The 25,852-nt window shown below is 66.3% G+C and carries 25 protein-coding genes and 4 tRNA genes; 18 read left to right on the top strand and 11 right to left on the bottom strand.

Going from position 1 to position 25,852, the window contains the following annotated elements; translation table 11 throughout:
• The first annotated feature begins 118 nt into the window (after positions 1-118).
• The 4 genes from pstS to pstB are packed head-to-tail and all read left to right on the top strand — an operon-like array spanning position 119 to position 4,033.
• Positions 119-1,249, top strand: a complete 1,131-nt coding sequence (gene pstS / locus A5750_RS14475; protein ID WP_066957927.1) for a phosphate ABC transporter substrate-binding protein PstS — start codon at positions 119-121, stop codon at positions 1,247-1,249.
• A 48-nt stretch (positions 1,250-1,297) separates the two neighbouring features.
• Complete coding sequence (gene pstC, locus A5750_RS14470) at positions 1,298-2,332, top strand: phosphate ABC transporter permease subunit PstC (RefSeq protein WP_369828740.1); 1,035 nt, start codon at positions 1,298-1,300, stop codon at positions 2,330-2,332.
• Positions 2,329-3,243 (top strand): phosphate ABC transporter permease PstA, encoded by a 915-nt coding sequence (gene pstA / locus A5750_RS14465; RefSeq protein WP_066958061.1) that lies wholly within the window; start codon positions 2,329-2,331, stop codon positions 3,241-3,243. Before pstC ends, pstA begins: the two co-directional genes overlap by 4 nt.
• Positions 3,244-3,256: 13 nt before the next feature.
• On the top strand, positions 3,257-4,033 hold the full coding sequence (pstB, locus tag A5750_RS14460; protein WP_046186002.1) for a phosphate ABC transporter ATP-binding protein PstB: 777 nt from the start codon (positions 3,257-3,259) through the stop codon (positions 4,031-4,033).
• 17 nt (positions 4,034-4,050) lie between these two features.
• Here the strand turns inward: pstB and phoU are convergent, their stop codons facing one another.
• The 5 genes from phoU to A5750_RS14435 form a co-directional block, all read right to left on the bottom strand.
• On the bottom strand, positions 4,051-4,719 hold the full coding sequence (gene phoU, locus A5750_RS14455; protein ID WP_066957929.1) for a phosphate signaling complex protein PhoU: 669 nt from the start codon (positions 4,717-4,719) through the stop codon (positions 4,051-4,053).
• A gap of 58 nt (positions 4,720-4,777) precedes the next feature.
• Positions 4,778-6,820, bottom strand: a complete 2,043-nt coding sequence (locus A5750_RS14450) for an LCP family protein (protein WP_067263667.1) — start codon at positions 6,818-6,820, stop codon at positions 4,778-4,780.
• A gap of 221 nt (positions 6,821-7,041) precedes the next feature.
• Positions 7,042-8,175 (bottom strand): tRNA dihydrouridine synthase DusB, encoded by a 1,134-nt coding sequence (gene dusB, locus A5750_RS14445; protein WP_066957933.1) that lies wholly within the window; start codon positions 8,173-8,175, stop codon positions 7,042-7,044.
• A gap of 7 nt (positions 8,176-8,182) precedes the next feature.
• On the bottom strand, positions 8,183-9,205 hold the full coding sequence (locus A5750_RS14440; RefSeq protein WP_066957935.1) for an acyl-ACP desaturase: 1,023 nt from the start codon (positions 9,203-9,205) through the stop codon (positions 8,183-8,185).
• A gap of 183 nt (positions 9,206-9,388) precedes the next feature.
• Complete coding sequence (locus A5750_RS14435) at positions 9,389-9,994, bottom strand: TetR/AcrR family transcriptional regulator (RefSeq protein WP_066957937.1); 606 nt, start codon at positions 9,992-9,994, stop codon at positions 9,389-9,391.
• A gap of 67 nt (positions 9,995-10,061) precedes the next feature.
• Here A5750_RS14435 and A5750_RS14430 point away from each other — a divergent pair, with 67 nt between their 5' ends.
• Entirely contained in the window at positions 10,062-11,102 is a 1,041-nt protein-coding gene (locus tag A5750_RS14430) for an oxygenase MpaB family protein (RefSeq protein ID WP_082959110.1), read from the top strand.
• Between the two features lie 6 nt (positions 11,103-11,108).
• On the opposite strand, the gene A5750_RS14425 is transcribed toward A5750_RS14430, so the two are convergent.
• From A5750_RS14425 to A5750_RS14415, 3 genes are read right to left on the bottom strand one after another with little or no spacing between them, the layout of a single operon-like run.
• Positions 11,109-11,309, bottom strand: coding sequence for a zinc transporter Slc39a7 (locus A5750_RS14425; protein WP_067263663.1), 201 nt, complete (start codon positions 11,307-11,309; stop codon positions 11,109-11,111).
• Between the two features lie 42 nt (positions 11,310-11,351).
• Entirely contained in the window at positions 11,352-11,759 is a 408-nt protein-coding gene (locus A5750_RS14420; protein WP_082959109.1) for a metalloregulator ArsR/SmtB family transcription factor, read from the bottom strand.
• A 46-nt stretch (positions 11,760-11,805) separates the two neighbouring features.
• A complete protein-coding gene (locus A5750_RS14415) occupies positions 11,806-12,306 on the bottom strand; it encodes a nucleoside deaminase (protein WP_066957941.1) in 501 nt (166 codons plus the stop codon).
• A gap of 89 nt (positions 12,307-12,395) precedes the next feature.
• Here A5750_RS14415 and A5750_RS14410 point away from each other — a divergent pair, with 89 nt between their 5' ends.
• Positions 12,396-13,295 carry a class I SAM-dependent methyltransferase gene (locus A5750_RS14410; RefSeq protein ID WP_066957944.1) on the top strand — a complete coding sequence of 300 codons (900 nt, stop codon included), beginning with the start codon at positions 12,396-12,398 and terminating at the stop codon, positions 13,293-13,295.
• A gap of 30 nt (positions 13,296-13,325) precedes the next feature.
• On the opposite strand, the gene A5750_RS14405 is transcribed toward A5750_RS14410, so the two are convergent.
• Positions 13,326-13,401: transfer RNA gene (locus tag A5750_RS14405), tRNA-Lys, on the bottom strand.
• A gap of 124 nt (positions 13,402-13,525) precedes the next feature.
• Here A5750_RS14405 and A5750_RS14400 point away from each other — a divergent pair.
• The 5 genes from A5750_RS14400 to A5750_RS14385 all read left to right on the top strand — a co-directional run bounded on the left by A5750_RS14400 (position 13,526) and on the right by A5750_RS14385 (position 16,730).
• Positions 13,526-13,598 (top strand) — tRNA-Glu (locus tag A5750_RS14400).
• 29 nt (positions 13,599-13,627) lie between these two features.
• Positions 13,628-13,704, top strand: a tRNA-Asp gene (locus tag A5750_RS14395).
• Positions 13,705-13,730: 26 nt separating this feature from the next.
• Positions 13,731-13,807 (top strand) — tRNA-Phe (locus tag A5750_RS14390).
• 41 nt (positions 13,808-13,848) lie between these two features.
• Complete coding sequence (locus A5750_RS26615; RefSeq protein ID WP_082959108.1) at positions 13,849-14,178, top strand: DJ-1/PfpI family protein; 330 nt, start codon at positions 13,849-13,851, stop codon at positions 14,176-14,178.
• A gap of 5 nt (positions 14,179-14,183) precedes the next feature.
• A complete protein-coding gene (locus A5750_RS14385) occupies positions 14,184-16,730 on the top strand; it encodes an excinuclease ABC subunit UvrA (RefSeq protein ID WP_067263660.1) in 2,547 nt (848 codons plus the stop codon).
• A 114-nt stretch (positions 16,731-16,844) separates the two neighbouring features.
• On the opposite strand, the gene A5750_RS14380 is transcribed toward A5750_RS14385, so the two are convergent.
• Positions 16,845-18,560: a CocE/NonD family hydrolase gene (locus A5750_RS14380; RefSeq protein ID WP_067263656.1), complete on the bottom strand. Its 1,716-nt coding sequence runs from the start codon at positions 18,558-18,560 to the stop codon at positions 16,845-16,847.
• A 61-nt stretch (positions 18,561-18,621) separates the two neighbouring features.
• Between A5750_RS14380 and A5750_RS14375 the strand changes: the two genes are divergently transcribed.
• From A5750_RS14375 to A5750_RS14345, 7 genes are all read left to right on the top strand, one after another.
• The gene (locus A5750_RS14375; protein ID WP_067263648.1) at positions 18,622-19,221 is read left to right on the top strand and encodes a TetR family transcriptional regulator; all 600 of its coding nucleotides are present in this window, start codon (positions 18,622-18,624) and stop codon (positions 19,219-19,221) included.
• 90 nt (positions 19,222-19,311) lie between these two features.
• Entirely contained in the window at positions 19,312-19,950 is a 639-nt protein-coding gene (locus A5750_RS14370; RefSeq protein WP_231989204.1) for a M15 family metallopeptidase, read from the top strand.
• A gap of 57 nt (positions 19,951-20,007) precedes the next feature.
• Positions 20,008-20,820, top strand: coding sequence for a class I SAM-dependent methyltransferase (locus A5750_RS14365; RefSeq protein ID WP_067263643.1), 813 nt, complete (start codon positions 20,008-20,010; stop codon positions 20,818-20,820).
• A 109-nt stretch (positions 20,821-20,929) separates the two neighbouring features.
• Complete coding sequence (locus A5750_RS14360; RefSeq protein WP_066957956.1) at positions 20,930-22,507, top strand: methylmalonyl-CoA mutase family protein; 1,578 nt, start codon at positions 20,930-20,932, stop codon at positions 22,505-22,507.
• Positions 22,507-22,932 carry a cobalamin-dependent protein gene (locus tag A5750_RS14355; RefSeq protein ID WP_066957957.1) on the top strand — a complete coding sequence of 142 codons (426 nt, stop codon included), beginning with the start codon at positions 22,507-22,509 and terminating at the stop codon, positions 22,930-22,932. Before A5750_RS14360 ends, A5750_RS14355 begins: the two co-directional genes overlap by 1 nt.
• Positions 22,917-23,873, top strand: a complete 957-nt coding sequence (locus tag A5750_RS14350) for an LLM class F420-dependent oxidoreductase (RefSeq protein WP_067263640.1) — start codon at positions 22,917-22,919, stop codon at positions 23,871-23,873. Before A5750_RS14355 ends, A5750_RS14350 begins: the two co-directional genes overlap by 16 nt.
• Positions 23,870-24,907 (top strand): CaiB/BaiF CoA-transferase family protein, encoded by a 1,038-nt coding sequence (locus A5750_RS14345; RefSeq protein WP_067263637.1) that lies wholly within the window; start codon positions 23,870-23,872, stop codon positions 24,905-24,907. The genes A5750_RS14350 and A5750_RS14345 overlap by 4 nt, the downstream gene beginning before the upstream one ends.
• 26 nt (positions 24,908-24,933) lie before the next feature.
• Here A5750_RS14345 and A5750_RS14340 read toward each other — a convergent pair whose 3' ends face one another.
• On the bottom strand, positions 24,934-25,839 hold the full coding sequence (locus tag A5750_RS14340) for a LysR family transcriptional regulator (protein ID WP_067263633.1): 906 nt from the start codon (positions 25,837-25,839) through the stop codon (positions 24,934-24,936).
• Between the last annotated feature and the right edge of the window lie 13 nt (positions 25,840-25,852).

Raw genomic sequence — 25,852 nt, 5'->3', positions numbered from 1 at the left:
TGGGCGCGAACCGAATGCGCGGGATGCGGCAGCGCATATTTTCGCGACGACCTGGCAACCTGTTGGGAGATGGCCGGCGAGGCACACGCGGGCCCGTAGGGGGCAGGAAGCTAGATCGGTGAGGCTCGACAGGGGTGGTGGCAGAGCGCTGGCGGTGCTGGCGGTGGTGGTCGCAGTCGGTATCGGCGCATTGACCGGCTGTGGCAGCGACCAGAACCACCGCGACGCTTCGGCGGCAGCCGTCTCCGGGCCCACCGGCACGGCGGGATGCAGCGGCAAAAACAAGCTGACGGCGGAAGGCTCGACGGCCCAACAAAACGCGATGGCGTTGTTCAACCAGGTCTGGGGCCAGTACTGCCCGGGCAAGAGCGTGTCGTACAACCCGACCGGTTCGGGCGCCGGCCGCGAGCAGTTCATCGCCGGCCACGTCGACTTCGCGGGCGCCGACTCGCCGCTGGCCTCCGATCAGATCGGTCCGGCCGCCGCACGATGCGATGGAAACCCGGCGTGGGACTTGCCGCTGGTGTTCGGGCCGATCGCGTTGGTCTACAACCTGGCCGGAGTGCCGGCATTGGTGGTGAGCAGTGACGCGTTGGCCAAGATCTTCAGCGGACGGATCACCGCCTGGAATGACCCCATCCTGGCGGCCCTCAATCCCGGCGTCGTGCTGCCCGATACCAAGATCGCACCGATCTACCGGACGGACTCGTCGGGAACGACCGACAACATGCAGAAATATCTGACGGCCGCCGCGCCGCAGAGCTGGACCAAAGGCGTGGGCACCGAATTTCAGGGCGGGGTGGGCGAAGGCGCCATGAAGTCGGCCGGCGTCGTCCAGGCCGTGCGGGCGACGCCGGGCGCGATCGGATACGTCGAGAAGGGCTTCGCCGACCAGGGCGGTATGCCGTACGCCCAGATCGCCACCAATAAGGGCGTCGCGGTCCCGCTCACCAACGAGACGGCCGGGAATGCGGTGAAGGCTGCCAACTTCGTGGCCGACGGCAACGACCTGGTGCTGGACCTCAACTCGATGTACCGCTCCCAGGAACCGAGTGTCTATCCGCTGGTCCTGGCGACGTACGAGATCGTGTGTTCGAAGGGCTCCGACCCGGACACCTCCGGCGCGATCAAGTCGTTCCTCACGGTCGCCGCCGGCAGCGGGCAGACCGAGCTTCCCTCGGCCGGCTATGTCCCGCTGCCCGATAGGGTCAAAGAGCGACTGGTTGCCGCGATCAACGCTCTGCAGTGACCAATCGGCCCCGCGCTTAAGGAGCGAGTGAACTGTGCTGGGATCACAGTGACTACGCCAAACCCGATCGACGCCGGCTCGGGCGCGACCGTTGCCGCGCCGTTCCCGGAGGCGCCGACGATACCGATCAACCCATGGGGTGATGCGCGCCCCCACGTCGGGGATCGCGCGTTCCGTTGGCTGGCCAAGAGCTCAGGCTTGCTGATCGTCGTCGTCATCGGTGCAATCGGCGGCTTCCTGCTGCTGTGGGCCATCCCGGCCCTGAGGCGCGATCGGGAGAACTTCTTCAGCTACGGCGGCAACTGGATCACCACCGACACCTCGGCCATGCACTTCGGCATCTCCGACCTGCTGAAGGTCACCATGTTCGTGTCGGCGTTCGCGTTGATCCTGGCCATGCCCGTCGCGCTGGGCGTCGCCATCTTCGTCACGCAGTACTCGCCGCGCCGGGCCGCCGCCTCCTTGGCCTACGCTGTCGATCTGCTGGCGGGGGTGCCGTCCATCATCTACGGCGTGTGGGGCCTGCATGTGCTGGCGCCGCAACTGCGACCCGTGGCCACCTGGCTGAACCACTCCCTGGGCTGGTGCTTCCTGTTCGCCGACGGCAACGCGTCGGTGGCCGGCGGCGGCACCATCTTCACCGGCGGCATCGTCCTGGCGGTGATGATCCTGCCGATCATCACCGCCGTCACCCGCGAGGTGTTCGTCCAGACACCGCAGGATCAGGTCGAGGCCGCGCTGGCCCTCGGCGCCACCCGTTGGGAGGTGGTGAAGACGATCGTGCTGCCGTTCGGGCGGTCGGGATACATCAGCGCAGCGGTGCTGGGACTGGGCCGCGCGATGGGCGAGACGGTCGCGCTGCTGATCATCTTGCGCGGAACCCAGGCGGCGTTCGGCTGGTCGCTGTTCGACGGCGGCTCCACCGTCGCGACCAAGATCGCGGGGACCGTGGCGCAATTCAACGACCAATACAAGGCCGGCGCGTACATCGCGGCGGGGCTGGCGCTGTTCGTGCTCACCTTCCTGGTCGATGCCCTGGCGCGCGGCGCCGCCTCCAGAACCAGATGGGGCGCCGGGCGATGACCTCGATGTTGGACCGCCCGCTGAAGCCGCGCACGTTCGCTCGGCCGAGCCGGCGCCGCCGGGTCGCGGATCATGTTGCGATGGTGCTTGTTTCGCTGTCGATGGTGATTGCGGTGACGCCCCTGCTGTTGGTGCTCTACTCGGTGATCGCCAAGGGCTTCAAGGCGATCGCGTCGACCGTTTGGTGGACTCACTCGCAAGCGGGCATGACGGCCTTCGTGGCCGGCGGCGGCGCCTATCACGCGATCGTCGGCACCGTGTTGCAAGGAGTGGTATGCGCGCTGATCTCCATCCCGATCGGCCTCATGCTCGCCATCTATCTGGCCGAATATGGGGGCGGCACCCCGCTGGGGAGGCTTGCCACGTTCATGGTGGACGTCCTGAGCGGAGTGCCCTCGATCGTGGCGGCGTTGTTCGTCTACGCGCTGTTCGTGGCGACGTTGGGCCTTCCTCGCTCCCAGTTCGCGGTGTCCCTCGCGCTGGTCCTGTTGATGCTGCCGGTGATCGTGCGAGCCACCGAGGAGATGCTGCGGATCGTCCCGGTTGACCTTCGCGAGGCCAGTTATGCGCTGGGCATCCCGAAGTGGAAGACGATCGTCAGGGTCGTGCTTCCCACCGGGGTGTCCGGCATCATCACCGGCATCATGCTGGCGGTGGCCAGGGTGATGGGCGAGACGGCCCCATTGCTGATTCTCGTCGGTTACTCGCAATCTATGAGCTTCGACATCTTCAGTGGATTCATGGGGACGCTACCCGGCATGATGTACAACCAGACCAGCGCCGGCGCCGGCGTTAACCCGGTCCCCACGGATCGGTTGTGGGGTGCCGCCCTAACCCTCATCCTGGTGATCGCCACCCTCAACATCGGGGCCCGAGTGACAGCGAAGTTTCTTGGCGCCAGAAAGTCATAGGCAGGAGCACTAAGTGGCAAAGCGGTTGGACCTCAAAGCCGTCAACATCTACTACGGTTCGTTTCACGCGGTAGGGGATGTGACGCTGTCCATCCTGCCCCGCAGTGTGACCGCGTTCATCGGCCCGTCCGGCTGCGGCAAGACGACGGTGCTGCGCACGCTCAACCGGATGCACGAGGTGGTCCCCGGCGGCCGGGTTGAGGGCAGCGTGCTCCTCGACGACGAGGACATCTACGGCGCCGGGGTCGACCCGGTCGGCGTGCGCCGGGCGATCGGAATGGTGTTCCAGCGGCCGAACCCGTTCCCCGCCATGTCGATTCGCGACAACGTGGTGGCGGGTTTGAAGCTGCAGGGCGTGCGCAATCGCAAGGTGCTCGACGAGACCGCTGAATACTCGCTGCGCGGCGCGAACCTGTGGGACGAGGTCAAGGACCGGTTGGACAGGCCGGGCGGCGGATTATCCGGCGGCCAGCAGCAGCGGTTGTGCATCGCGCGGGCGATCGCCGTGCAGCCCGACGTGCTGCTCATGGACGAGCCGTGCTCCGCGCTGGACCCGATCTCGACGATGGCCATCGAGGAGCTGATCAGCGAGCTGAAGCAGGACTACACGATCGTCATCGTCACCCACAACATGCAGCAGGCGGCGCGAGTCAGCGACTACACCGCGTTCTTCAACCTGGAAGCCGTCGGAAAACCGGGGCGGTTGATCGAGGTCGACGACACCGAGAAGATCTTCTCCAACCCGAGCCAGAAGGCGACAGAGGATTACATCTCCGGCCGCTTCGGCTAGCCCGGCCCCGGTTTCGCTTACTGCGAGGTGGGTTTCGTTTCTTCTTCGGGCAGCTTGCCGGTCGCCTGGAAGATGACGCGCCTGGCCACTTCGACCGCGTGGTCGGCGAAGCGCTCGTAGAACCGGCCCAGGAGCGTCACGTCGACGGCGGCCGCCACACCGTACTTCCATTCGCGGTCCATCAGCACCGAGAACAAATGGCGGTGCAGGTCGTCCATGGCGTCGTCCTCTTCGCGGATCCGGGCGGCTTTCTCCGGATCGCGTGACATCACCACTTCTTGCGCGCTGTTCCCCAATTCGACTGCAACCCTGCCCATTTCGGCGAAGTAGCCATTGACCTCTTCGGGCAGCGCGTGCTGAGGATGCCGACGTCGGGCGATCTTCGCGACGTGCAGGGCCAGCGCGCCCATCCGGTCGATGTCGGCCACCATTTGAATAGCGCTCACGATGGACCGCAGATCACCGGCGACCGGCGCCTGCAAGGCCAGTAGCACGAAGGCGCTTTCCTCGGCTCGGGCGCTGAGGGTGGCGATCTTCTCGTGGTCCGAGATCACCTGTTCGGCCAGCACCAGATCGGCCTGCAGCAGGGCTTGGGTGGCCCGCTCCATGGCGATGCCCGCCAGCCCGCACATCTCGCCGAGCCGCTCGGATAACTCCGAGAGTTGCTCGTGGTAGGCGGTCCGCATATCGCCAAGCCTACGTTCTCGGCTGAGAAAAAGAGCGGTGGAGCGCCGCCAAAGGCGCTTACTCGCAGGTGGTGTCGGCGGCGTTGGTGACGGTCAGGTCCTCGGGCAGCTTGGCCGGCGCGCTGCCCGAGCCGCGTTCGATCTGCAAGCTGATCGACGAGCCGCTCGGTTGGGGAGTGGCGACCGACTTGAAGTCGGGTCCGAGCACCACCTGAACGACCTGCCCGTAGCCGGACACTCGCTGCACCTTCGCATTGGCGAAGGAAGACGCCACGGTCGCCGCCGCCTGCTCGTTGCCGGGCGAGAACAACACCGTCGTCGTGTTCACTGAGCTCGGGTAGTCGTCCGGCGTCATCACGTTGAAGCCGTCCCGCTTGAGCTGGGTGGTCGCGGTGGCCGCGAGGCCGCTCTGGGTCGTCGCGTTGGAGACGCGCACCGTGACATCACCGGGTGTGGTCGTGGTGACCTGCTCATGCCGGGCCTCGGGCGCCGCGGTAGGGGCGGGTGCCTTCTTGGTGGCGGGTGCCTTCGTCTGCCCGCCGGACTTGTCGTCAGAGGTCCCGAGATTCTTTGCGTTCTGGTCGTTTTCCTCGGGCAGCGGATCGTCGTTGATGATGGCGTCGAACAGCGCCCGCATGTCGGCCATGCGCGGCGGTTCGTCGCCGTTCTGGTCGGTGACGCCGGTCGGCACGGTGACGAACGTGACGTGCCCGGCCGCCATGCCTTGCAACGACTGACCGAGTTGGATCAAATCCTTCGACTGCACGTTGTCGACGACGGTGTCGCTGATGAACATGTTGACGACATTGTTGAGCTTGTTCAGGTCGAGCAGCGTGTCCTCGGAGATCAGCGAGCGCAGCAGCGAGGACAGGAATAGCTGCTGGCGTTTGATGCGGCCGTAGTCTCCGTTGGTTTCGGTGGTGACCTGACGGGCTCGCACGTAATTCAGTGCGGTCGAGCCGTCCAGGACCTGGCGGCCGCCGTGGTCGAGCACGGTGCCCAGCTCGTAGTCGTGCAGCGCGGTTTTCGAGCACACCTCCACACCGCCCAGCGCGTCGACCATTTTGGCGAACCCCGCGAAGTCGACGGCGATGAAGCGGTTGATGCTCAGACCGGATAGCTTCTGGATCTCCTTGACCAGACACTTCGGGCCGCCGAAGGCGAATGCCGAGTTCAGTTTGGTCTCGGTGTAGATCATCTTCGGACCCCAGGATTTGGTCTTTGCGTCGTAGAGGGGCCCGTACTTACCCGTCTCCGGGTTCCACGCCTCGCACTGCATCGGGGTGATCGCCAGGTCGCGCGGGAACGACACCGCCACCACGCGTTTGCGGTTTGCCGGAATGTTGACCAGCATCACGGTGTCCGACCGGGCGCCGTCCGCGTCGTCGGTGTTACCGGCGCCCATGTTGGCGTTGTCGCCGGCGCGCGAGTCGAGGCCGACGATCAGGAAATCTTCGTCCCCGTACTGGCCGTTGCGGTCGCGGATGTCGCTGGAGTCCTGGTCGAGAGCGTTGATCGTGTTGAGCCGGGCATTCTTCGACGTACTCCATTGCCACGCCCCGCCGGTCATGGCCAGGGTAAGCGCCGCGAGCACCGCGGCCACCGCGCGCGCGGCCAGCAGCATCGGCCGGCGGCGGCGCCGGGGCGTCCGCCGCTGGGCGTCCGAATCTTCGCCGGATACGGGTCCCTGGCCGCTCGGATATTCGGCGGCGTCGAGGTCGGGGAGCTCCGAGACCGCGTCGAGCGAATAGGCCAGGTCCTCGATCACCTGGGTTTTCTGCAGCTCCACCGGCAGGTCCGATTCGGCTTGGGCCGGTTCGATGGCGGGTTCGACGTCCGGCTCGGCGCGGCGGTGAGTGGACCGGCCGGTCGAAGGGGCACCGAGTTTCGCGATCAGGTCGGCGACGCTGACTCCGCCCGCCGTATGGGATCCGGATTCTTCGTCGTCGGCGGCCCGGGATTGGATGGGCTCGACCGCACTCTCGGTCTGCCAGAGGTGCCGACTGTAGTCAGCCGGCGGCTCGGAGAACCGCTCCCAGGGGGCGGCGCCAAGCGCAGCGCGTCGGGCGTCGCGAGTGGCGTCGTCCTCGGCGTCACTCATGTCTTACCGGCCTCCGAAGCTCTGATGCGGATGTCAGCGTATCCGTGCGCAATGTCGGCCCAGCGCCTGGCGTATCCGCGCAGCGGTCATGCCACCCGTGGGTCGCACTCCTTTGTCGCGCTCGGGCGGCGGCGCGTTACCGATCCGCCGCAGCAACGCGCAATGCAGCAAGGTCCACATCGTACTGAGTTATCTGCCCGGACGCGATTTCGCGCGGTCGATCAGCCTCCGGAGTGCATCACGTCGGCGCCGGCCGGCACAGTGCAGTCGTCCGGGTCGGTGAGCCAGCCTTCGGGCAGTGCCACCCGCGCGGGTGAGCCCTGCCGGCCCCGGGGGCCGCTCGCTGCGTCCGGGAAGGGCACGGTGCCGTCCAATTGGCTTAGCAGCGAATCGAGTTCGTCGAGCGTCTTGACCATCGCCAGCGCTCGGCGCAGCTCCGAGCCGGCCGGGAAGCCGTGCAGGTACCAGCCGATGTGCTTGCGGATGTCGCGCATCCCCTTGTCCTCGCCGAAGTGCGCGGCCAGCAACTGCCCGTGCCGGCGGACGATGCCCGCTACCTCGCCCAACGTGGGCGGCACGGGGGCCGGGCTGTCGGTGAATGCGGCCGACAGTTCGGCGAAGAGCCAGGGCCGGCCCAGGCAGCCGCGTCCGATCACGACGCCGTCGCATCCCGTGCTGGCCATCATCGTCAGGGCGTCGCTGGCGTCGTAGATGTCACCGTTGCCCAGCACCGGGATCGTCCGCACGTGCTGCTTGAGCAGGGCGATCTGCTCCCAGTCTGCGGTGCCCGAGTAGCGCTGCGCCGCCGTGCGGGCGTGCAGCGCGACCGCGGCGGCACCCTCCATTTCGGCGATGCGGCCGGCATCGAGATGCGTGTGGTGCTCGTCATCGATGCCGACGCGGAATTTGACGGTCACCGGGATGTCGGTGCCTTCGGTTGCGCGCACGGCCGCCCCGACGATCTGCCCGAACAGCCGCCGCTTGTACGGCAACGCGGCCCCGCCGCCGCGTTTGGTGACCTTGGGCACCGGACAGCCGAAATTCATGTCGATGTGGTCGGCCAAGCCCTCGTCGGCGATCATCTTGGCCGCGGCGTACGTGGTCGCCGGATCGACCGTGTAGAGCTGCAACGAGCGTGGCGACTCGTCCGGCGCGAAGGTGGTCATGTGCATGGTGACCGGATGCCGCTCGACGAGCGCGCGCGCCGTCACCATCTCGCAGACATAGAGCCCGCTGACGGTGCCGACCTTCGACTGCTCGAGTTCACGACACAGCGTCCGAAACGCGACGTTGGTTACGCCCGCCATCGGTGCCAGCACCACCGGGCTGGCGAGCGTGATGGGCCCGATGCGCACCGCGTGGTTACCGCCGGCTCATGGTCAGCGTGCCCGCGGTCTGGTGCAGCTCGAGCGCGGTGGTCCTCTTGCCGGTGCGCGCTTCCCGGTCGAGCTGACGCTGCTTCGAGATCTCGAACTTCTCGCAGGTTTGCTCAAGCTCCTTGATCAGCAGCGCAAGGTCGTCGCGCATGGCGGCGGCCTCTCCGGTGAAGTCCTCACGCTCGAAGATGCGCCATTTCTTCAGCACCGGCATGACCACGTCGTCGAGGTGGATGCGCGGGTCGTACACGCCGCCCACGGCGATGAGGACGGCCTTCCGGCGGAACTCGGGTACCTGGTAGCCCGGCATCTGGAAGTTGCGCAGCACCTTGTGCAGCGACTTCATCGCCTGGTTGGGGGCCGCGGTGAACCCGGCGTCGCTGACATCGCGGTAGAAGATCATGTGCAGGTTTTCGTCGGCCGAGATCTTGGCCAGCAGCTGGTCGGCGATCGTCTCGTTGCACGCCTTGCCCGTGTTGCGGTGGGAGATCCGGGTGGCCAGCTCCTGGAACGTCACGTAGATGACCGAGTCGAACAGGCTCTCGGCAAACAGGTCGGCTCGAATCTGCTGGTTCTGGCCCGGGCTGAAGCCCCGGTTCACCACCTCGATGCGCAGCTTCTCCAGCTCGATCGGATCCACGGCGCGGGTCACCACCAGGTAATCGCGCAGCGCGATCCCGTGCCGGTTCTCCTCGGCCGTCCACCGGTTGACCCACTGGCCCCAGGGGCCGTCCAGGCCGAAGTTCATCGCGATCTCGCGATGGTACGAAGGGAGGTTGTCTTCCGTCATCAGGTTCTGCACCATCGCCACCTGGGCGAGGTCGGACAGCTTGCTCTGCTCAGGTTCCCAGTCCTGACCCCCGAGCGCGTAGAAGTTCTTGCCGTCCGACCACGGGATGTAGTCGTGCGGGTTCCAGTCCTTATGCATGCTCTCGTGCCGGTTGAGGTAGGTCTCGACGAACGGCTCGAGCTCGTGCAGCAGCTGTAGGTGTGTCAGCTCGGCTGACATAAGGCCTCCAGTTATCTGTGTCGACGGGTAGCAGTCAATATATCTGTGTACATCAGTAGCATCAAGCTGCCCGGCCGCCCCCGCGGTAACGGTTAGATCCCATATTTTGCGCTTCTCGCGGCCAACAAGTTCATCTTTTACGAGTTGCCGGCGCGGCGCGGCCGATAAACAGGTTGGTCGCACTTACCCCAGGTCGGGGGCGGGCACGTACGGGGCCGCCGTGATGTAGAGGATGTCGACGCAGTAGTCGATGAATTGTTTGCGCGTCGCGCCGAGCCGGCCGTTCAGATACGCGGTGAACAGGCTGGACAGGCCGCCGACCAAGCTGGTGGCGATCATCTTCTGCAGCACGGGATCGCCGATCCGCGACAACTTGCGCTGCAGCAGTTCGATGAAGTTGGGCATCCACTCCGCACCCGAGCGCGTCAATACCGGCTCGACCGCCGGTGCCAGCAACAACACGCGCCCGCGGACCGGGTCGTCGACCATCAGCTCGACGAACCTCTCGACGGCCTCCCGCGGGGTATTCGCGGAGGTGAGTGTGTTCATTGCGCGCGTACATACGTCGTCGTAGACCGCGCGCACGAATTCGTCTCGATCCGAGAAGCTTTCGTAGAAGTAGCGTTCGGTCAACGCGGCCTTGCGGCACACGGCACGCACGGTCAACGCCGGTCGGCTGTCGCTGCCGAGCAATTGCACCCCGGCGGCGATGAGGTCGTCGCGGCGGAGGGCAAGGCGATCCCCCAAGGGGACGCCGGTCCAACGGCCCCGTCGTTGACCGGACTGCACATCGCTCCTAAGCTTGAAACTGACAACGCATGTAGTCAGTTTTGCAGATACCTACAGGAACCTAATAGTGCCTCAACATACGTCCGGACCCCGTCCGCTGACCAGCGACGTCGTGCGCGACGCTGCAACCACGGCGGACTCGTCGGCCGGTGTAGCCGGCGGCTGCCCGGTGTCGCCCCTCGGTTACGACGCGCCACCAGTCCCGCTCGGCCCCGAATCGCTGACCTGGCGGTACTTCGGCGACTGGCGCGGCATGCTGCAGGGCCCGTTCGCGGGATCCATGCAGAACATGCACCCGCAGTTGGGCGCCGCTGTGGAGCAACACTCGACGTTCTTCCGGGAACCGTTGCCGCGGGTGATGCGGTCGCTTTACCCGATCGGTGGGGTGGTCTTCGACGGAGACCGGGCTCCGACGACGGGTGCCGAGGTCCGCGACTACCACACCGACATCAAGGGCGTGGATGACCAAGGGCGTCGGTACCACGCACTCAATCCCGACGTCTTTTATTGGGCACACAGCACGTTCTTCATGGGCACAATCCTGGTGGCCGAACGGTTCGGCGGCGGTCTGACCGAAGCCGAAAAGCGCCAACTCTTCGACGAACACATTCAGTGGTACCGGATGTACGGCATGAGCATGCGTCCGGTGCCGAAGACCTGGGAAGAGTTTCAGGTCTACTGGGACCACATGTGTCGCAACGTGTTAGAGGATAATTACGCGACGCGGGCAGTGCTCGATCTGACCATATATGACAAGCTGCCGATCGCTCCGTGGCTCCCGGATTGGCTGTGGGGCGGCCTGAGCAAGCTGTCACGGCCGTTCTTCGTCTGGCTCACAGTCGGCTTCTATCACCCAGCCGTTCGCGAACGGTTGGGCTTTCAGTGGACCGGCCGCGACGAGTGGTTGCACCGACGCTTCGGCAACATGGTGCGGCTGATCTTCGCCGTTGTGCCGCCCAGGTACCGCAAGCACCCGCGAGCCCGTGCCGGCCTCGACCGCGCATCCGGGCGCATCCCGGCCGACGCGCCGCTGCCGCAGACGCCGGCACGCAATCTGCCGCCGCTGGACAAGCGCGGCGATCCCATGCACTACTGCCCTCGGGTTTAGCGCCCTCTAGTGCGGGTGACCGTGCACGTCCTCCAGGCCCGCCTGGTGCACGTGCTGATGGCTGTGCTCGGTGCCGTCGGCGTGGCCGTGGGAGTGCTCGTGCTGGACGTGGTCGTGCTCGTGCGCGGTGTGCGTGTGCGCATGAGTGACGTCGCCGTGCTCGTGTTCGTGCGCGTGCGGCGTGTCATGGGTGTGCTGCTCGGTCATGGTGTGACTCCTTGGGTCAAAAGCGTTGTGCCGATCCCTTATTCACTTGGTGCCGCTGTCCCGCCGGCCCGGCAAGGGCGCTGATTCGGCGACGGCCTTCAGCCCGCCGTCCGTGCGGTGATGACCGGGCACGCCCGGACCCGCATGCTCGGCGTTGAAGACCGCGTCCATGACGAGCTGACGGACGTGGTCGTTCTCCAGGCTGTAGAAGATGGTCGTTCCCTCCCGGCGGGTGCGGACGAGGCGCGCCATTCGCAGCTTCGCCAGATGCTGGGAGACCGACGGCGCCGGCTTACCCACGTGCTCGGCGAGTTCGTTGACCGACATCTCGCGGTCGGTCAGCGACCAGAGCACCTGCACGCGGGTGGCGTCGGCCAGCATCCGGAAGACCTCGACCACCAGACTCGCCTGATCGTCCGGCAGCCGGGCTTCGCTACTACCTGCATGCATACGCAAATAATATTCAAGTTCGGCGGCGCTGCCAACGGCTGCCTTCTCAGGGTGACGGGACGACCGTGGACCGGCGCTGACCCCCGTTGCGCTCGTTCCAGAGCCGGTAGACGTCCACCGCGCCTTCTTGCGGCTGGTAGCGCATGGGCAGGCGCCGCCGGTCCCAACTCTTGGCGAATTCGTCGTAGAAGGTGGACACCTCGAAGTACTTGCGGTCGTCGAGGTAGTACCGCTCGTAGGCCTCGCGGGTGATGAGGAAGACGACTTCCTTGGGTGAGCAGTAATACAGCGAGCCGAGGCACATCGGACACGGATGGGCCATCACGTAAATCGTGCAGTCGACCAGGTGCTCGGTGCCCAGCTTCATACACGCCTCCCGGATGGCCAGGATTTCCGCGTGGGCGGTCGGGTCGCTCGTCTGTGCCACTTTGTTGGCGCTCTCGGCGAGGACTTCGGAGTCTTTGACGATCACGGTCGCGAACGGCCGACCGCCCTCCGCGACGTTGCGCCGGGCCAGGTCGATCGTCCGCTGGGCGAAGTCGGTCATAGGCCGGAGGGTAGTCCCGCGGGCTTTGAGGATCAGTCCTGCGATACTGACTAGGTTGTCTATTTAATTTGGTCGGGATGAGGAGCACCATGGCGCGCACCGATCGTGATCGTTGGGATCTGGCGACGAGCGTCGGTGCGACGGCGACGATGGTCGCCGCCCAGCGGGCCCTGTCCTCCGACGCGAAGCTGATCGACGACCCCTATGCGGCGCCGCTCGTGCGCGCCGTCGGGATCGACGTCTACGTCCGGCTGGTGAACGGCGAGATCCCGGCCGGTGGGGCTTCCGAGTTCGATCCGCACCGGATGGCGCGGGGGATGGCGTGTCGCACAAGGTTTTACGACGACTTCTTCCTGGACGCAACGCGGAGCGGAATCGGCCAGGCGGTGATCCTCGCGTCGGGGCTGGATGCGCGCGCCTACCGCCTGCCGTGGCCGGCGGGCACCGTCGTCTACGAGGTCGACATGCCGGAGGTCATCGAGTTCAAGACTCTGACTCTGGACGATCTGGGCGCCGTGCCGACCGCCGAGCGGCGCACCGTGGCCGTCGATCTGCGTGACGATTGGGCCACGGCGTTGCGCGATGCCGGATTCGATCCGCAGGTCCCCTCCGCGTGGAGCGCCGAGGGTCTGTTGGTGTATCTGCCCGAGGCGGCCCAGGACGCGTTGTTCGACAACATCACCGCGCTGAGCGCCCCCGGCAGCCGCCTGGCCTTCGACTTCGTGCCTGACACCGCCATTTTCGCCGACCCGCGCTGGCGGGCGCACCACGACCGGATGAGCGAGCTCGGCTTCGAGGTCGACTTCAACGACCTCGTCTATCACGGCGAGCGCAGCCACATCGTCGACCACCTCGACCAGCGCGGCTGGCGGACCTCGTCGCAGACGGTCGCGGAACTGCACGCGGCCAACGGCTTTGTCTACGCCGACGATGAGGTCGCCCAAGCCTTTGCCGATGTCACCTACAGCAGCGCGGTGCTCGGGCGCTGAGCGCCGATCGACGCGGCCAACTAGCCGCTTTGGTGCCCCCACTAGGACTCGAACCTAGGACCTGCGGATTAAAAGTCCGTAGCTCTACCAACTGAGCTATAGGGGCCGCGGAGATTCAGGATACTTGGGCCCGAAAGCCGGCTCGTTTGAGGATTGGGCACACAGTGACCTAAGCTGACGTGGCTCCTAACGAAACCACGTTGCGAGTACCCCGGAGTGATTCGGTTCTGGCCCCCATCGTCTAGTGGCCTAGGACGCCGCCCTTTCACGGCGGTAGCACGGGTTCGAATCCCGTTGGGGGTACGCGACGCGGTGACGCGGAGCAGCAGCAAGGCCCTGTGGCGCAGTTGGTTAGCGCGCCGCCCTGTCACGGCGGAGGTCGCGGGTTCGAGTCCCGTCAGGGTCGCCAACTCGGCGAGGCACTACATGCCTTCCGGCCAGGTAGCTCAGTCGGTACGAGCGTCCGCCTGAAAAGCGGAAGGTCGGCGGTTCGATCCCGCCCCTGGCCACCAGTCTTGAGGACAGGGAATTGTCCTTTAAGCCACCGCGTTAAATCCGGCACGCTCTCGGTGCCGGGACTGCTAACCCACATACTTGGCGGTCTCACGGGCCGTCGGCGCTTGTGTCCGCAGGATTGCTCGATGGGCGGACCCTGACCTCGTGGCCGGGCATCCGCGACGACCTGGTAAAGGTCGGCGCCACCTGGCTCGACCGGGAGGCGGTGCGCGACCGGAACCTCGTCCCGAGTCGGGCGCCACAGGACACACCATCGTCTTGGCCGACTGGACGGATAACGATTCGTTCCACCCGTACCCGTATGCGCGCTGCGACGGTGAGCAGCAAACATCATGCTTGCTGGGCTGCAGCGCGGGTACTCGTCTGAGCACGATGACAGTGAAATCCGACCTGCGCACTGATGAAATCGACTCATGTGTGCGCGTTTACGGGACGCGGGTCCACAATCTGCGTGGTGTCGACGTCGTAGCGCCCCGCGACGCGCTGGTCGCGTTCACCGGGATCTCCGGATCCGGCAAATCGTCATTGGCGTTCGGGACCATCTATGCCGAGGCCCAGCGTCGCTACTTCGAATCCGTCGCCCCGTACGCCCGTCGGTTGCTGCTGCCAGCCGGCGCGCCCAAGGTGGATGACATCACGGGCCTACCGCCCGCCGTCGCATTGCAGCAGCGCCGCGGTTCGGCAACGTCGCGGTCGACGGTCGGCACCGTCACCACCCTGTCGAACCTGCTGAGGATGTTGTTCTCGCGCGCCGGAACCTACCCTCCGGGGGCCACTGAACGACTGGACTCCGATGCGTTCTCCCCGAACACCGCGGTGGGGGCGTGTCCCGAATGCCACGGATTGGGGCGAATTCATCGGGTGACGGAGGAGTCACTTGTACCTGACCCGTCGCTGACCATCCGTGAAGGCGCCGTCGCCGCATGGCCGGGCGCGTGGCAGGGCCAGAACTTACGTGACATCCTCATCACGTTGGGGTACGACATCGATAAGCCATGGCGGAAACTGCCCAAGCGTCAACGCAATTGGATTCTGTTCACCGATGAGCAGCCAACGGTCGAAATTGACCCGCGCCAGCACCCGGTGCAGGCCGACTATTACTACAACGGGACGTTCTCCAGTGCCGAGCGCCACGTCCGCCACACGTTGGCCAATTCCCATAGCCCGATGATGCGCCGTCGCGTACTGCAATTCGTCGACACCGTCGAATGCCCGGTATGCGACGGTTCCGGGCTGCGACCGGAAGCGCTGAAGGTAACATTCGCCGGGCACACCATCGCCGACTACGCGGCAATGCCGCTGGCCGATCTTGCTGACACGTTGCGCCCGACGGCTTCTCGGACCGATGCCGCCCCCGCGTACGAGTCAACGGAATCGGGCGAGTTGACAGAAGTGGCGACGATGATCGCCGCCGATCTGGTCGCACGCCTTCAGGTACTCGTCGACCTCGGCCTCGGCTACCTCACGCTTAGTCGCCGCACCCCGACAGTGTCACCGGGCGAATTGCAACGGTTGCGGCTGGCCACCCAACTGCGCGCCGGGTTGTTCGGCGTGCTTTACGTGCTCGACGAGCCGTCGGCCGGGCTGCACCCAGCGGACGCCGAACCGCTGCTCGAGGTGCTCGATCGCCTACGGCGCGCCGGCAATTCGCTATTCGTGGTCGAGCACGACATGAATGTGGTACGCCGTGCCGATTGGGTCGTCGATGTCGGACCCGGGGCCGGGGAGTTTGGCGGCAGTGTGCTCTACAGCGGGCCGGTGCCGGGTCTCGCCGACATCGAGGGATCGGTCACTCGCAGGTACCTCTTCGATGGGGCCAGGCCGCCGCCCCGTGAACCGCGGACGCGGTCCGGGCAGTTGCGACTGCGCGGGATCTGCTTCCACAATCTGCGAGACCTCGACGTTGACCTGCCACTTGGCGTGTACACCGCGGTCACCGGAGTGTCCGGCTCAGGCAAGTCGACGCTCGTCGTCAAGGTCCTCGGCGACGTCGTGAACAGCCACCTCGGCACCGGACGCGCAGCCGAGCCGGGCGAATCTGGTAACGACGAAACCGACACCGAGATCGTCGATCTCGATCACGACGCGAGCGTCGGCGTGACGGCAGAAGGTGTCGAGGAGATCAATCGGCTGGTATCTGTCGACCAGCGCCCGATCGGACGCACTCCGCGCTCGACGCTGGCGACCTACACCGGCTTGTTCGACGCCGTGCGCCACGAATTCGCCGCGACTGCCAAGGCTCGTCGGCGCGGTTGGACAGCGGCCCGGTTTTCGTTCAATGTGCCCGAAGGGCGGTGTCCCACCTGTCAGGGGGAGGGGTTCGTCTCCGTCGAATTGTTGTTTCTGCCGGGCACATACGCCACCTGCCCGGCGTGTCAAGGAGCGCGTTACTCGGACGAGACACTCGAGGTGCGGTACCGCGATCGCACGATCGCCGACGTGCTCGCGATGACCGTCGACGAGGCCTCGGGCTTTCTTGCCGACGTGACGAAGGCGGCGCGGAGCTTGACTACGTTGCGAGACGTCGGACTGGGGTATCTCCGTCTCGGACAGCCCGCGACTGAGCTATCAGGTGGCGAGGCGCAGCGGATTAAGCTCGCCTCCGAACTCCAGCGACCGCGCCGAGGGCATACCCTCTACGTCCTCGACGAGCCGACGACCGGGCTTCATCCCGCAGATGTGGATCTGCTCGATCGTCAACTGCACCGCCTGGTCGATGCGGGCAATACCGTGGTGGTGGCCGAACATGACATGCGGATGGTCGAGGGTGCGGACTGGGTGATCGACCTAGGGCCTGGAGCCGGCAGCGACGGTGGACAGGTTGTCGCGGCGGGCACGCCGAATGAGGTTGCACGTACGAAACACAGCCGAACGGCGCCGTATTTGGCGAAGCAGCTGATGCCGTCTCCTACTCGGTGAAAACCTTGTCGGTTTTGACGAAAACCACTCGTAGCCACGGCCAGGCGGGCTGTCGCCGGTACCGCTACGAGCCCACCTTGCTGCTGGGCAGGCTTACCGAGTTGAACGTCGAGTTCACGCCGGTGGGCTGAGCACCGGAATCAACAACCGCGACGACGAGCGCACGGTGTTCAGGCTGGAGGTGCCGACGCTGGCATGCCGGAAATTCATGATCGCCGGCGTCGACGGGTCCTGGTCGTCGCTGGTGAGCGTCAGCCGAATGCGGTGGTCCGCCTTGAAGCGGCGTGCGTTGGGAACCAACGGGATTCGATACTCGATATCCTCTCCCGGCGGCACCGCTTGCGGCGTGCGGCAGGGCAGCACCGGCGCACCGGGCCGGCTGGACGCGTCGTCGACCTCCCGCAGGCTGGCGCGCAACCAGCCCGCGGTCACGTCGGTCGTCTTCCCGTCGGGCGCCACGTCCTGCAGCGTCGCGATCCACGCGGTGTCCATCGCCGTCGCCGAGGCCACCAGCCGCAGCTCGATATCACCGACCACATCGACGTCCTGGCTCAGCGGCTCGCTGGTCCACACCAACAGCGACGGCGGATCGATCTCGCTGGCTTTGACGCGGCCCAGACCTGACCCCAGCACCATGAATTCGCGACCTCCCGGCTCGCCCTCGTCCGCATCCAGACCGCCGTCGGCACGCAGGGCCAGCTCACGATGCAATGCGTTCGGCGGCCAGGAGTCGGCCGTTCGCCACTCGTCGGCGCCTGGCAAGAAGTAGCGGATCGGCGGCCCGTCGGTGATCCCGGTGTCGCGGCCCTTCAACCAGTGGTCATACCAGGCCAATGCCTCGGTGTGCATGCTTTCCCATGGCCAGGTCAGCCCGAACTCACCGAGCATCCCCATTCGCACACACCCGTTGTCCGACAACGCGTTCCAGGCGGCGAAGGTCGACGGCAGGTGCAGCGGCACGTTCTGCCAGTCGCACCCCAAGTAGACCGGGATGTCGATTTCCTTGAGCAGTGGCAGCAGGTTTCGTTCTTCCCACCACTCGTCGCGCGTCGGGTGCTTGACCGCCGCCTCCTGCCATAGTTCGTCCCACGGGTGGGGGTTGTGGGGCAGCCTGAGCAGTTGGCGCAGCATGGTGACCGCCGCCTCGCCGTTCATGGTCTCGAACTTCTTGTGTACGCCCGGACTGTTGAGGACGCGCCGCGCCAACCCGACAGGCTTGCTGCGCCACAGCTTGTCGCTGCGGTCGGACGTCAGGCCCATCATGGCGAGAAACGGGGTGATGAACGACGAACTCAACAGCCCGTGGTGGTTGGCGCCCTCGTACAGGTCGCTCGTCACGGCAAGGGGAAAGATCGCTTTGAGGTGCGGCGGCCGCTCGACGGCCGCCTCGAGTTGGGTCATCGCGAAATAACTGATGCCGATCATGCCGACGTTTCCGTCGCACCACGGCTGCGCCGCAACCCACTCCACCAGGTCATGCACATCCTGGCGTTCCTGCGCGTCGAAGAAGTTGAACGTGCCCTCGGAGCCGCAGGTGCCGCGGAGGTTGGCGATGACATGCACATAGCCGCGTGGCACCCAGAAGTCCGTCTTGCCGGCCTCGATGAAACCCGCCGGGGCGCCGAGGTCCTGCATCTGCCGCGGATATGGCGAGGCGGCCAACAGCGCCGGGAACCGGCCGTCGGCATCGGGCCGGTGCACGTCGGCCAAAAGCGTTGCGCCGTCCCGCATTCTGATCGCGGTATTGATGTCGGTGCGCGACGCGTATCGCGGCTCGCTGAGGTTCCGGTATTCCCGACCGGTGGTCTGCGGGCCGTTGAGAATGGTCATAGTTTCACGATACGTTGAAACTAGTCTCAACGCAAGATGAAACTTCGGGTATGGTGGGGCGGTGCCGCAGCGATCGATCACCCCCGGCCCGCGCGACGAGCGCGGCGTGCTTGCGGCGCGCATTCTGGCCGCTGCCCGCGACGAATTCGCCGAACATGGCTGGGCCGGCACGGCCATTCGTGCCGTCGCGCGGACCGCGGACGTCGACCCGGCGCTGATCTATCACTATTACGGATCCAAGGAGGGCCTGCTCGACGCCGCCACCACGCCGCCGCAGAAGTGGCTCGATGCGGTGGCCGCGACGTGGGCGACGCCCACGGCCGATCTGGGACGGCAATTGATCCGCACCGTGCTGGACACCTGGACCGATGACGAAGTCGGGCCGATCCTGCGGGCGGTGGTGCTGACCGCCGCCCATGAAGACAAGACCCGAGACAAGCTGCGGCTGATCGTCGAACGCGGACTGATCGGCGGTTCCACCCTGGGCGCCGACGAGGACGAACGACTGCGGCGCAGTGGCTTGATCGCCACTCAACTGATCGGCTTCGCATTGTTGCGTTACGTCTGGAAGATGGAGCCGATCGCCTCGATGCCCGAGGACGAGGTGGTGGCGGCGATGGCGCCGAACCTGCAACGCTACGTCGAGGGCGACATCTCCTAACAGATAACGCGACTCGGCGCGGCCAACCGCCACAATGACCGGATGCGTCACTTGCGCCCCGCCCTTGCGCTAGCGGTCGCGGTCTGCGGGATGGGGACCGCCCAGGCGAGTCCCGATGTCCCGCCGGTAAGCGATGCGGCGCGCGCGGCTGGATTCGTCGACGTCCGCAGCGTGGTCCCCGACGCCGTCATCGACCTGCGCTACGCGACGACCAACAACTTCACCCACACACAGCTGTACCCCTCCGACTCCCGATGCCTGGTGCACCAAACGATGGCCCCCGGGCTGGCGGCGGCCGCCACGGCGCTGCGCCCGCAGGGGCACCTGCTCGTGTTTTGGGACTGCTACCGGCCCCACGACGTTCAGGTCAAGATGTTCAACGTCGTGCCCAACCCGGCGTGGGTCGCCCGGCCCGGGCAGTATGCGCACAGCCATGAGTCGGGGCGCTCAGTGGACGTGACGTTGACGACGACGCAGCAGCCGTGCGCGTCCGGCCTGCACGCGGACGGGCTCTGCTTGGCCGACATGGGCACCGACTTCGATGATTTCTCTTCGCGCGCAAACGCTTTCGCAACCCAGGGGGTCAGCACCGACGCCCAGGCGAACCGGGCGGCCCTGCGGGACGCCATGAAGTACGGCGGGCTCGCCCCGTACTCCGGGGAGTGGTGGCATTTCGATGGCCCCGGTGCCGCGGTCGACCGCCCGATCCTCAACGTGCCAGAGGATTGAATCTCATATAGTGAGATACAAATTCCATAATATGGATCATCGGCTTACGCTTCGGGCATGACGCACGAACGCGGGCCCACCTACACGCACGGGCACCACGAGTCGGTGCTCCGCAGTCACCAGCGGCGCACCGCGGAGGACTCGGCGGCCTACCTGCTGCCCCACCTGAAGTCCGGCTTGTCGGTGCTGGATATCGGATGCGGGCCCGGGACGATCACCGCTGACCTGGCCGCCCGCGTCGCGCCGGGACAGGTGACGGCCGTCGACCAGTCGGCCGACGTGCTTGGCGTCGCCCGCACCGAGGTCCAGCAGCGTGGCTTTTCGAACGTGTCGTTCGCGACCGCCGACGTGCACCGGCTCGACTTTCCGGACGGCGCATTCGACATCGTGCACGCACACCAGGTGCTGCAACACGTCGCCGATCCGGTAGGGGCGCTGCGGGAGATGAAACGGGTGTGCGCCCCCGGCGGCGTTGTGGCGGCCCGGGACGCCGACTACGCGGGATTCATCTGGTTCCCGCAGTTGCCGGCGCTGGAGCTGTGGCGCGAGTTGTATCAGCGGGCCGCTCGTGCGAACCGCGGCGAACCCGATGCGGGGCGGCGGTTGCTGTCCTGGGCCCAGCAGGCGGGCTTCGACGACGTGACGCCGACGGGCAGCGTGTGGTGCTACGCGACGCCGGCGACGCGTGAATGGTGGGGCGGCATGTGGGCCGATCGGATACTGCACTCGCGGGTCGCGCGAGACCTGCTGGATCTGGGGCTGGCCACGGCGGCGCAACTCGAGGAGATCTCCGCGGCGTGGCGCGCATGGGCCGCGGCGCCGGATGGCTGGCTGTCGATCCCCCACGGTGAGATTCTCTGCCGGCGATAGGCCGGATCAAAGCCCGATCGGGTCCGGAGCACCGCCAAGCTGCGCTTGTTTCCCCAGCTCAAGTATGTGGTATTGGCATTCTCTTTTTTTGCAAGTACGTTATTCATCGATGGATAACGCTGCTCAGACACCATCCGGCATTCCGCTTGCGCCGGTGTACGGCCCGGGGGACGTCAAGGCGTCACCCGCGGCGCCCGGGGAGTTCCCGTTCACCCGGGGTAACTTCGCGTCCGGCTACCGCGGCAAGCTCTGGACCTTCAGGCAGTACTCGGGATTCGGCACCGCCGAGGAATCCAACCGCCGGTACCGCTACCTGCTGGAGCAAGGCGGGACCGGGTTGTCGGTCGCGCTGGACCTGCCGACCCAATGCGGATATGACTCCGACGATCCCGAGTTCGGCGAGGAGGTCGGCCGGGTCGGCGTCGCGGTGGATACCCTGGCCGACTTCGAGATCCTGTTCGACGGCATTCCCTTGGACAAGCTCAGCACGAGCATGACGATCAACGGGACGGCGGCGATCCTGCTGGCGTTCTACGTCGCCGCGGCCGAGAAAAAAGGCATACCGCGGGCGAAACTCACCGGGACCATCCAGAACGACATCCTCAAGGAGTACGCGTCCCGCGGCACGTGGATTTGGCCGCCGGAGCCGTCGCTGCGGCTGATTGCCGACACCATCGAGTTCTGCGCGGCCGAGGTGCCGCGATTCAACGCGATTTCGGTGGCGGGCGCGCACTTTCGCGACGCTGGAGCCAACGCGGTGCAAGAGATGGCGTTCACCCTGGCCGACGGGGTGACCTACTGCGACACCGTGGTGGAACGCGGCCGGATGACCATCGACCAGTTCGCACCGCAGATCTCGTTCTTCTTCTACACCCATGGGGACTTCTTCGAAGAGATCGCCAAATACCGTGCGGGGCGGCGGCGTTGGGCAACCATCGTGCAGGAACGTTACGGGGCGACGACGGCCAAGGCGGCGATGTTCCGCTTCGGCTGCGTCTGTGGTGGCGCATCGCTGTACGCGCCGCAGGCCCACAACAACATCGTTCGGGTGGCCTACGAGGCGATGGCCGCGGTGCTGGGCGGGGTCCAGTCGATGTTCACCGCGGCCTGGGACGAGCCGTTCGCCCTGCCCACCGAGGAAACCACGACACTGGCGCTGCGCACCCAGCAGATCCTGGCGCACGAGACCGGCGTGGCCAGCGTCGCCGACCCGCTCGGCGGCTCCTACTTTGTCGAGGCGCTGACCGACGCCACCGAGGCCCGCATCATCGAGATCATGGATGACCTGGAGCGGCACGGCGGAATGGTCCATGCCATCGAGGACGGCTACCTGCAGGGCCTGATCGCCGACGAGGCCTATCGGGTGCATCAGGACATCGAGTCCGGTGCCCGGCCCGTCGTCGGGGTCAACCGGTTCGTGACCGAGGAGCCCGAACCGGATGTCGTGACGTACGAACTGGACGCCGAGGGCCGCGATCTTCAGCTCAAGCGACTCTCCAAGGTGAAGGCCGAAAGGGATTCGGCCGCTGTCAAATCCAGTCTCGCGGCACTATCGCGTTCCGCCGAAGGAGACGACAATCTGATGCACAGGCTGATCGACTGCGCCAACGCATACTGCACGGTCGGTGAAATGGTCTCCGCGCTCAAGGCAGTGTGGGGCGAATTCCAGCAACCGGTGGTGTTCTAGTGGCCGCCCGGATTCTGGTCGCCAAGCCGGGCCTGGACGGACACGACCGCGGCGCCAAGATCGTCGCCCGCACGCTGCGTGATGCCGGCTTCGAGGTGATCTACACCGGCATCCGGCAGCGCATCGAGGACATCGCTTCGATCGCCGTCCAGGAGGACGTGGCGGTCGTCGGCCTGAGCATCCTGTCCGGTGCGCACCTGGCGCTCACCGCCCGCACCATCGAGGCACTGCGTGCCGCCGACGCCGCGGACATCGCTGTCGTGGTCGGGGGAACGATCCCGCACGCCGACGTGCCCAAGCTGCTCGACACCGGTGCCGCCGCGGTATTCCCCACCGGGACATCGCTCGACGTCCTCGTGCGTGAGATCCGGGCATTGACCGGCACCCCCGAACCCGTTGTGGAGGACCAGTGCGCGTCGGAGTAATGATCGGCGCCGAGCGTGGCGACATGGCCCGCAAGGTGGACAAGCTGGCCTCGGACATCGAATGGGCGGAATCCGCGGGCCTGGACACCGCCTGGATGCCGCAGGTGCCCAACGACTTCGACTGCCTGACCATGGTGTCGCTGATGGCCGCGCACAGCTCGCGCATCGAGCTGGGCACCGCGGTGGTGCCCCTGCAGGCTCAGCATCCGATCGCACTTGCCCGCCAAGCGCTCTCGACGCACGCCGTGGCCGGCGGACGGTTGGCGCTGGGAGTCGGACCGTCGCACCACTGGATCATCCGGGACATGCTCGGACTGCAGTATGAGAAGCCGGCCGCCTACACCCGCGACTACCTGCAGGTGCTCAACGCCGCGGTCTCCGGACCGGGACCGGTTGACGTCGAGAACGATTCGTTCACGGTGCACAATCCACTGGCGATCGGGGCCGATACCCCGATGCCGGTTCTGGTCGCTGCGTTGGGGCCGGTGATGCTGCAGATCGCCGGTGAACTCGCCGACGGCACCGTGTTGTGGATGGCCGACGAGCGGGCCATCGGTGACCACATCGCACCCAAGATCACCAAGGCCGCCGCGGATGCCGGGCGGCCCGCGCCGCGAATCGTCGCGGGCATCCCGGTATGTCTCTGTGCGCCTGGACAAGTCGACGAAGCCAAGGAGCGCGCCAACCGCATCTTGGGCGAGGCCGAGGTGTCGCCCAACTACCAGCGCCTGCTGATGCGCGGCGACGCCCGCGATGTCGGCGATCTGTGTGCGGCCGGCGATCCGGAGGCAATCGTTGCCCGGATGCGCCGTTTCGCCGATGCCGGCGTCACCGACCTTTCAGTGCGGCTGCTGCCAATCGGCGACAACCGTGACGAGCTGGTCGCCTCCAAGAGGCGGACACGCGAGATGATCGCTTCGCTCGCAACGGAATTGCGTTGACCCCGACGTCCGCCGGACCGCTTGAGGGGATACGCATCCTCGAGGTCGGCACCATGCTGGCAGGCCCGTACGCGACCATGTTGCTCGCCGACCTGGGCGCCGATGTCACCAAGATCGAGCCGCGCGGCGGGGAGATCTCGCGCGGCGTAGGGCCCAGCTACTTCGCCAGCCTCAACCGCAATAAAGCCAGCATCTGCCTGGACCTCAACTCCGACACGGGACAGCAACGGCTGGGTGAGCTGGTAGCGGAATCCCATGCGCTGCTGGTGAACCTGAAGCCGTCGGCGATCCGCCGGCTGGGCTTGACCTATGAGCAGCTGCGCCGGCACAACGAGCGGATCGTCTGCGTAGCGATCACCGGGTTCGGCCTGCACGGCGGCGACGATCCCGCCTTCGACTACGTGGTGCAGGCGGGCTTCGGGATCGCCGCACTGACCGGTGACCCGGATGGCCCGCCGACGCTGCCCGGCTACTCCTCGGCCGACAACTCCACCGGAATGTGTGCAGCGCTGGGACTGTTGGCCAAAATCGTCTCCGGCACCGGCGGGCAAGTGGACGTCTCGCTGCGCGACGTCATGCTGTCGCAGCTCAACTATCACGCCTCCGCCTACCTCAACGAGGCTGTCGAACCGCAGCGAAGGCCCTACGGTGCCCATTCGTATTATGTTCCGGCGCAACTCTTCCCGACCGCCGACGGCTATCTCGCACTGTTCATCACGCACGACGGCTTCTGGAAATCATTCGCGACCGAGGCGGGTATCGGCGGCTTCGAGACGATGGCCGAACGGGTGTCCCGCCGCGACGAGGTGCTCGCGGTGGTCACGGCGATGCTGGCGACCGACACCGCCGCTGATTGGGAACGTAGGCTGCGTCCGTTGGGGGTTCCCGCGGCTGCGGTGAGGACGCTGCCTGAGGCGCTGGAAGCGACCCCCGAAATCGTTGTGACTGCCGGCGATTTCCGCCTCGTCGGGAGTCCGATCAACGTTTCTGGTTACCAGCCCGAGTACCGGCCACCGCCTGAGCTGAGCGGGTAGGCCGCTGCGGAGCATGCCGGCAGCGACTACGCCTTGACCGGGCCGGTGAGATGCGCCTCAGCGAGCTTGCGGAAGGCCGTAACCAACCGGCTGCGGTCGCCGGCACGAGTCGCCAAAACGACATGGCAGGGTTCGATGCCTCGCAGCGGCACCGTTGTGATGTCGGGCCGCAGGGCGGTGCCGTGGAAGCCGGCCGTGATGGCCACCGCCTGCCCGGAGGCGATGACTTCGAACTTGTCCTCGAGCGCGTCGATGAATGGTCCATCGGGCGCCCGGCGGCCGCCGGGCCGAGGATCGATCCGCCAATAAGCACTCCAGGCCGGGTCGGAGTTGCGCACGCGCGGCATGGGCTCGTCGGCGATGTCGTCGAGTGTCACGAAGTCCCGGCCCGCAAGGCGGTGGTCGACGGATAGCGCCAGCGCTCGTGGCTCGTCGTAGAGGATCGTCACGTGCAGCCCATCGGTCGGGAACGGTAGCCGGGTTACCACCGCATCCACCCGATGGCCGAGCAAGGCGTCCAGGGCCTCGCCCCAATTCAGGTGCAAGACTTGCACTTCGGCGTCCGGGTGCTCGCGGCGCATCTCGCGCACCGCGGGGGTGACGATCATGCCCGTCGTGTACCCGATCGTGATGCGGCTCGGTTCGGCGGCGGCCCGGGCCTGCGCGACCGCTTGCGCGGCCGAGCGCAGCAGCGCCTTGGCCCTGGGCAGGAACACCTCGCCGGCCCCCGTGAGCCCAGTGCCCTGCGGCGTGCGATCGAGCAGTCGGACTCCGAGCTGCTGCTCGAGGCGGCGGATCTGCCGGCTCAGCGACGGCTGCGCGATTCGCAGCGCGGTTGCGGCACGGCCGAAGTGCCGCTGTTCGGCCACCACCACGAAGTAACCGACCAGTCGCAGGTCCAGGTCGATCACCTGAGATGCGGACTCGGTCATGCCGACAGTGTAT

This window comes from Mycobacterium sp. 852002-51613_SCH5001154 (assembly GCF_001667425.1).
GTDB lineage: Bacteria > Actinomycetota > Actinomycetes > Mycobacteriales > Mycobacteriaceae > Mycobacterium.
The sequence above is the reverse complement of the archived record's forward strand: the minus strand, read 5'-3'. Positions and strand labels throughout refer to the sequence as shown.

Coding starts and splice junctions, on each gene's coding strand:
- A5750_RS14360 (WP_066957956.1), top strand. CDS start 20,930: ATGGATAACGCTGCTCAGACACCATCCGGCATTCCGCTTGCGCCGGTG.
- A5750_RS14425 (WP_067263663.1), bottom strand. CDS start 11,309: ATGACCGAGCAGCACACCCATGACACGCCGCACGCGCACGAACACGAG.
- A5750_RS14370 (WP_231989204.1), top strand. CDS start 19,312: ATGGGGACCGCCCAGGCGAGTCCCGATGTCCCGCCGGTAAGCGATGCG.
- A5750_RS14385 (WP_067263660.1), top strand. CDS start 14,184: ATGACAGTGAAATCCGACCTGCGCACTGATGAAATCGACTCATGTGTG.
- A5750_RS14450 (WP_067263667.1), bottom strand. CDS start 6,820: ATGAGTGACGCCGAGGACGACGCCACTCGCGACGCCCGACGCGCTGCG.
- pstA (WP_066958061.1), top strand. CDS start 2,329: ATGACCTCGATGTTGGACCGCCCGCTGAAGCCGCGCACGTTCGCTCGG.
- A5750_RS14365 (WP_067263643.1), top strand. CDS start 20,008: ATGACGCACGAACGCGGGCCCACCTACACGCACGGGCACCACGAGTCG.
- A5750_RS14340 (WP_067263633.1), bottom strand. CDS start 25,839: ATGACCGAGTCCGCATCTCAGGTGATCGACCTGGACCTGCGACTGGTC.
- phoU (WP_066957929.1), bottom strand. CDS start 4,719: ATGCGGACCGCCTACCACGAGCAACTCTCGGAGTTATCCGAGCGGCTC.
- A5750_RS14380 (WP_067263656.1), bottom strand. CDS start 18,560: ATGACCATTCTCAACGGCCCGCAGACCACCGGTCGGGAATACCGGAAC.
- A5750_RS14410 (WP_066957944.1), top strand. CDS start 12,396: ATGGCGCGCACCGATCGTGATCGTTGGGATCTGGCGACGAGCGTCGGT.
- A5750_RS14415 (WP_066957941.1), bottom strand. CDS start 12,306: ATGACCGACTTCGCCCAGCGGACGATCGACCTGGCCCGGCGCAACGTC.
- A5750_RS14440 (WP_066957935.1), bottom strand. CDS start 9,205: ATGTCAGCCGAGCTGACACACCTACAGCTGCTGCACGAGCTCGAGCCG.
- A5750_RS14420 (WP_082959109.1), bottom strand. CDS start 11,759: ATGCATGCAGGTAGTAGCGAAGCCCGGCTGCCGGACGATCAGGCGAGT.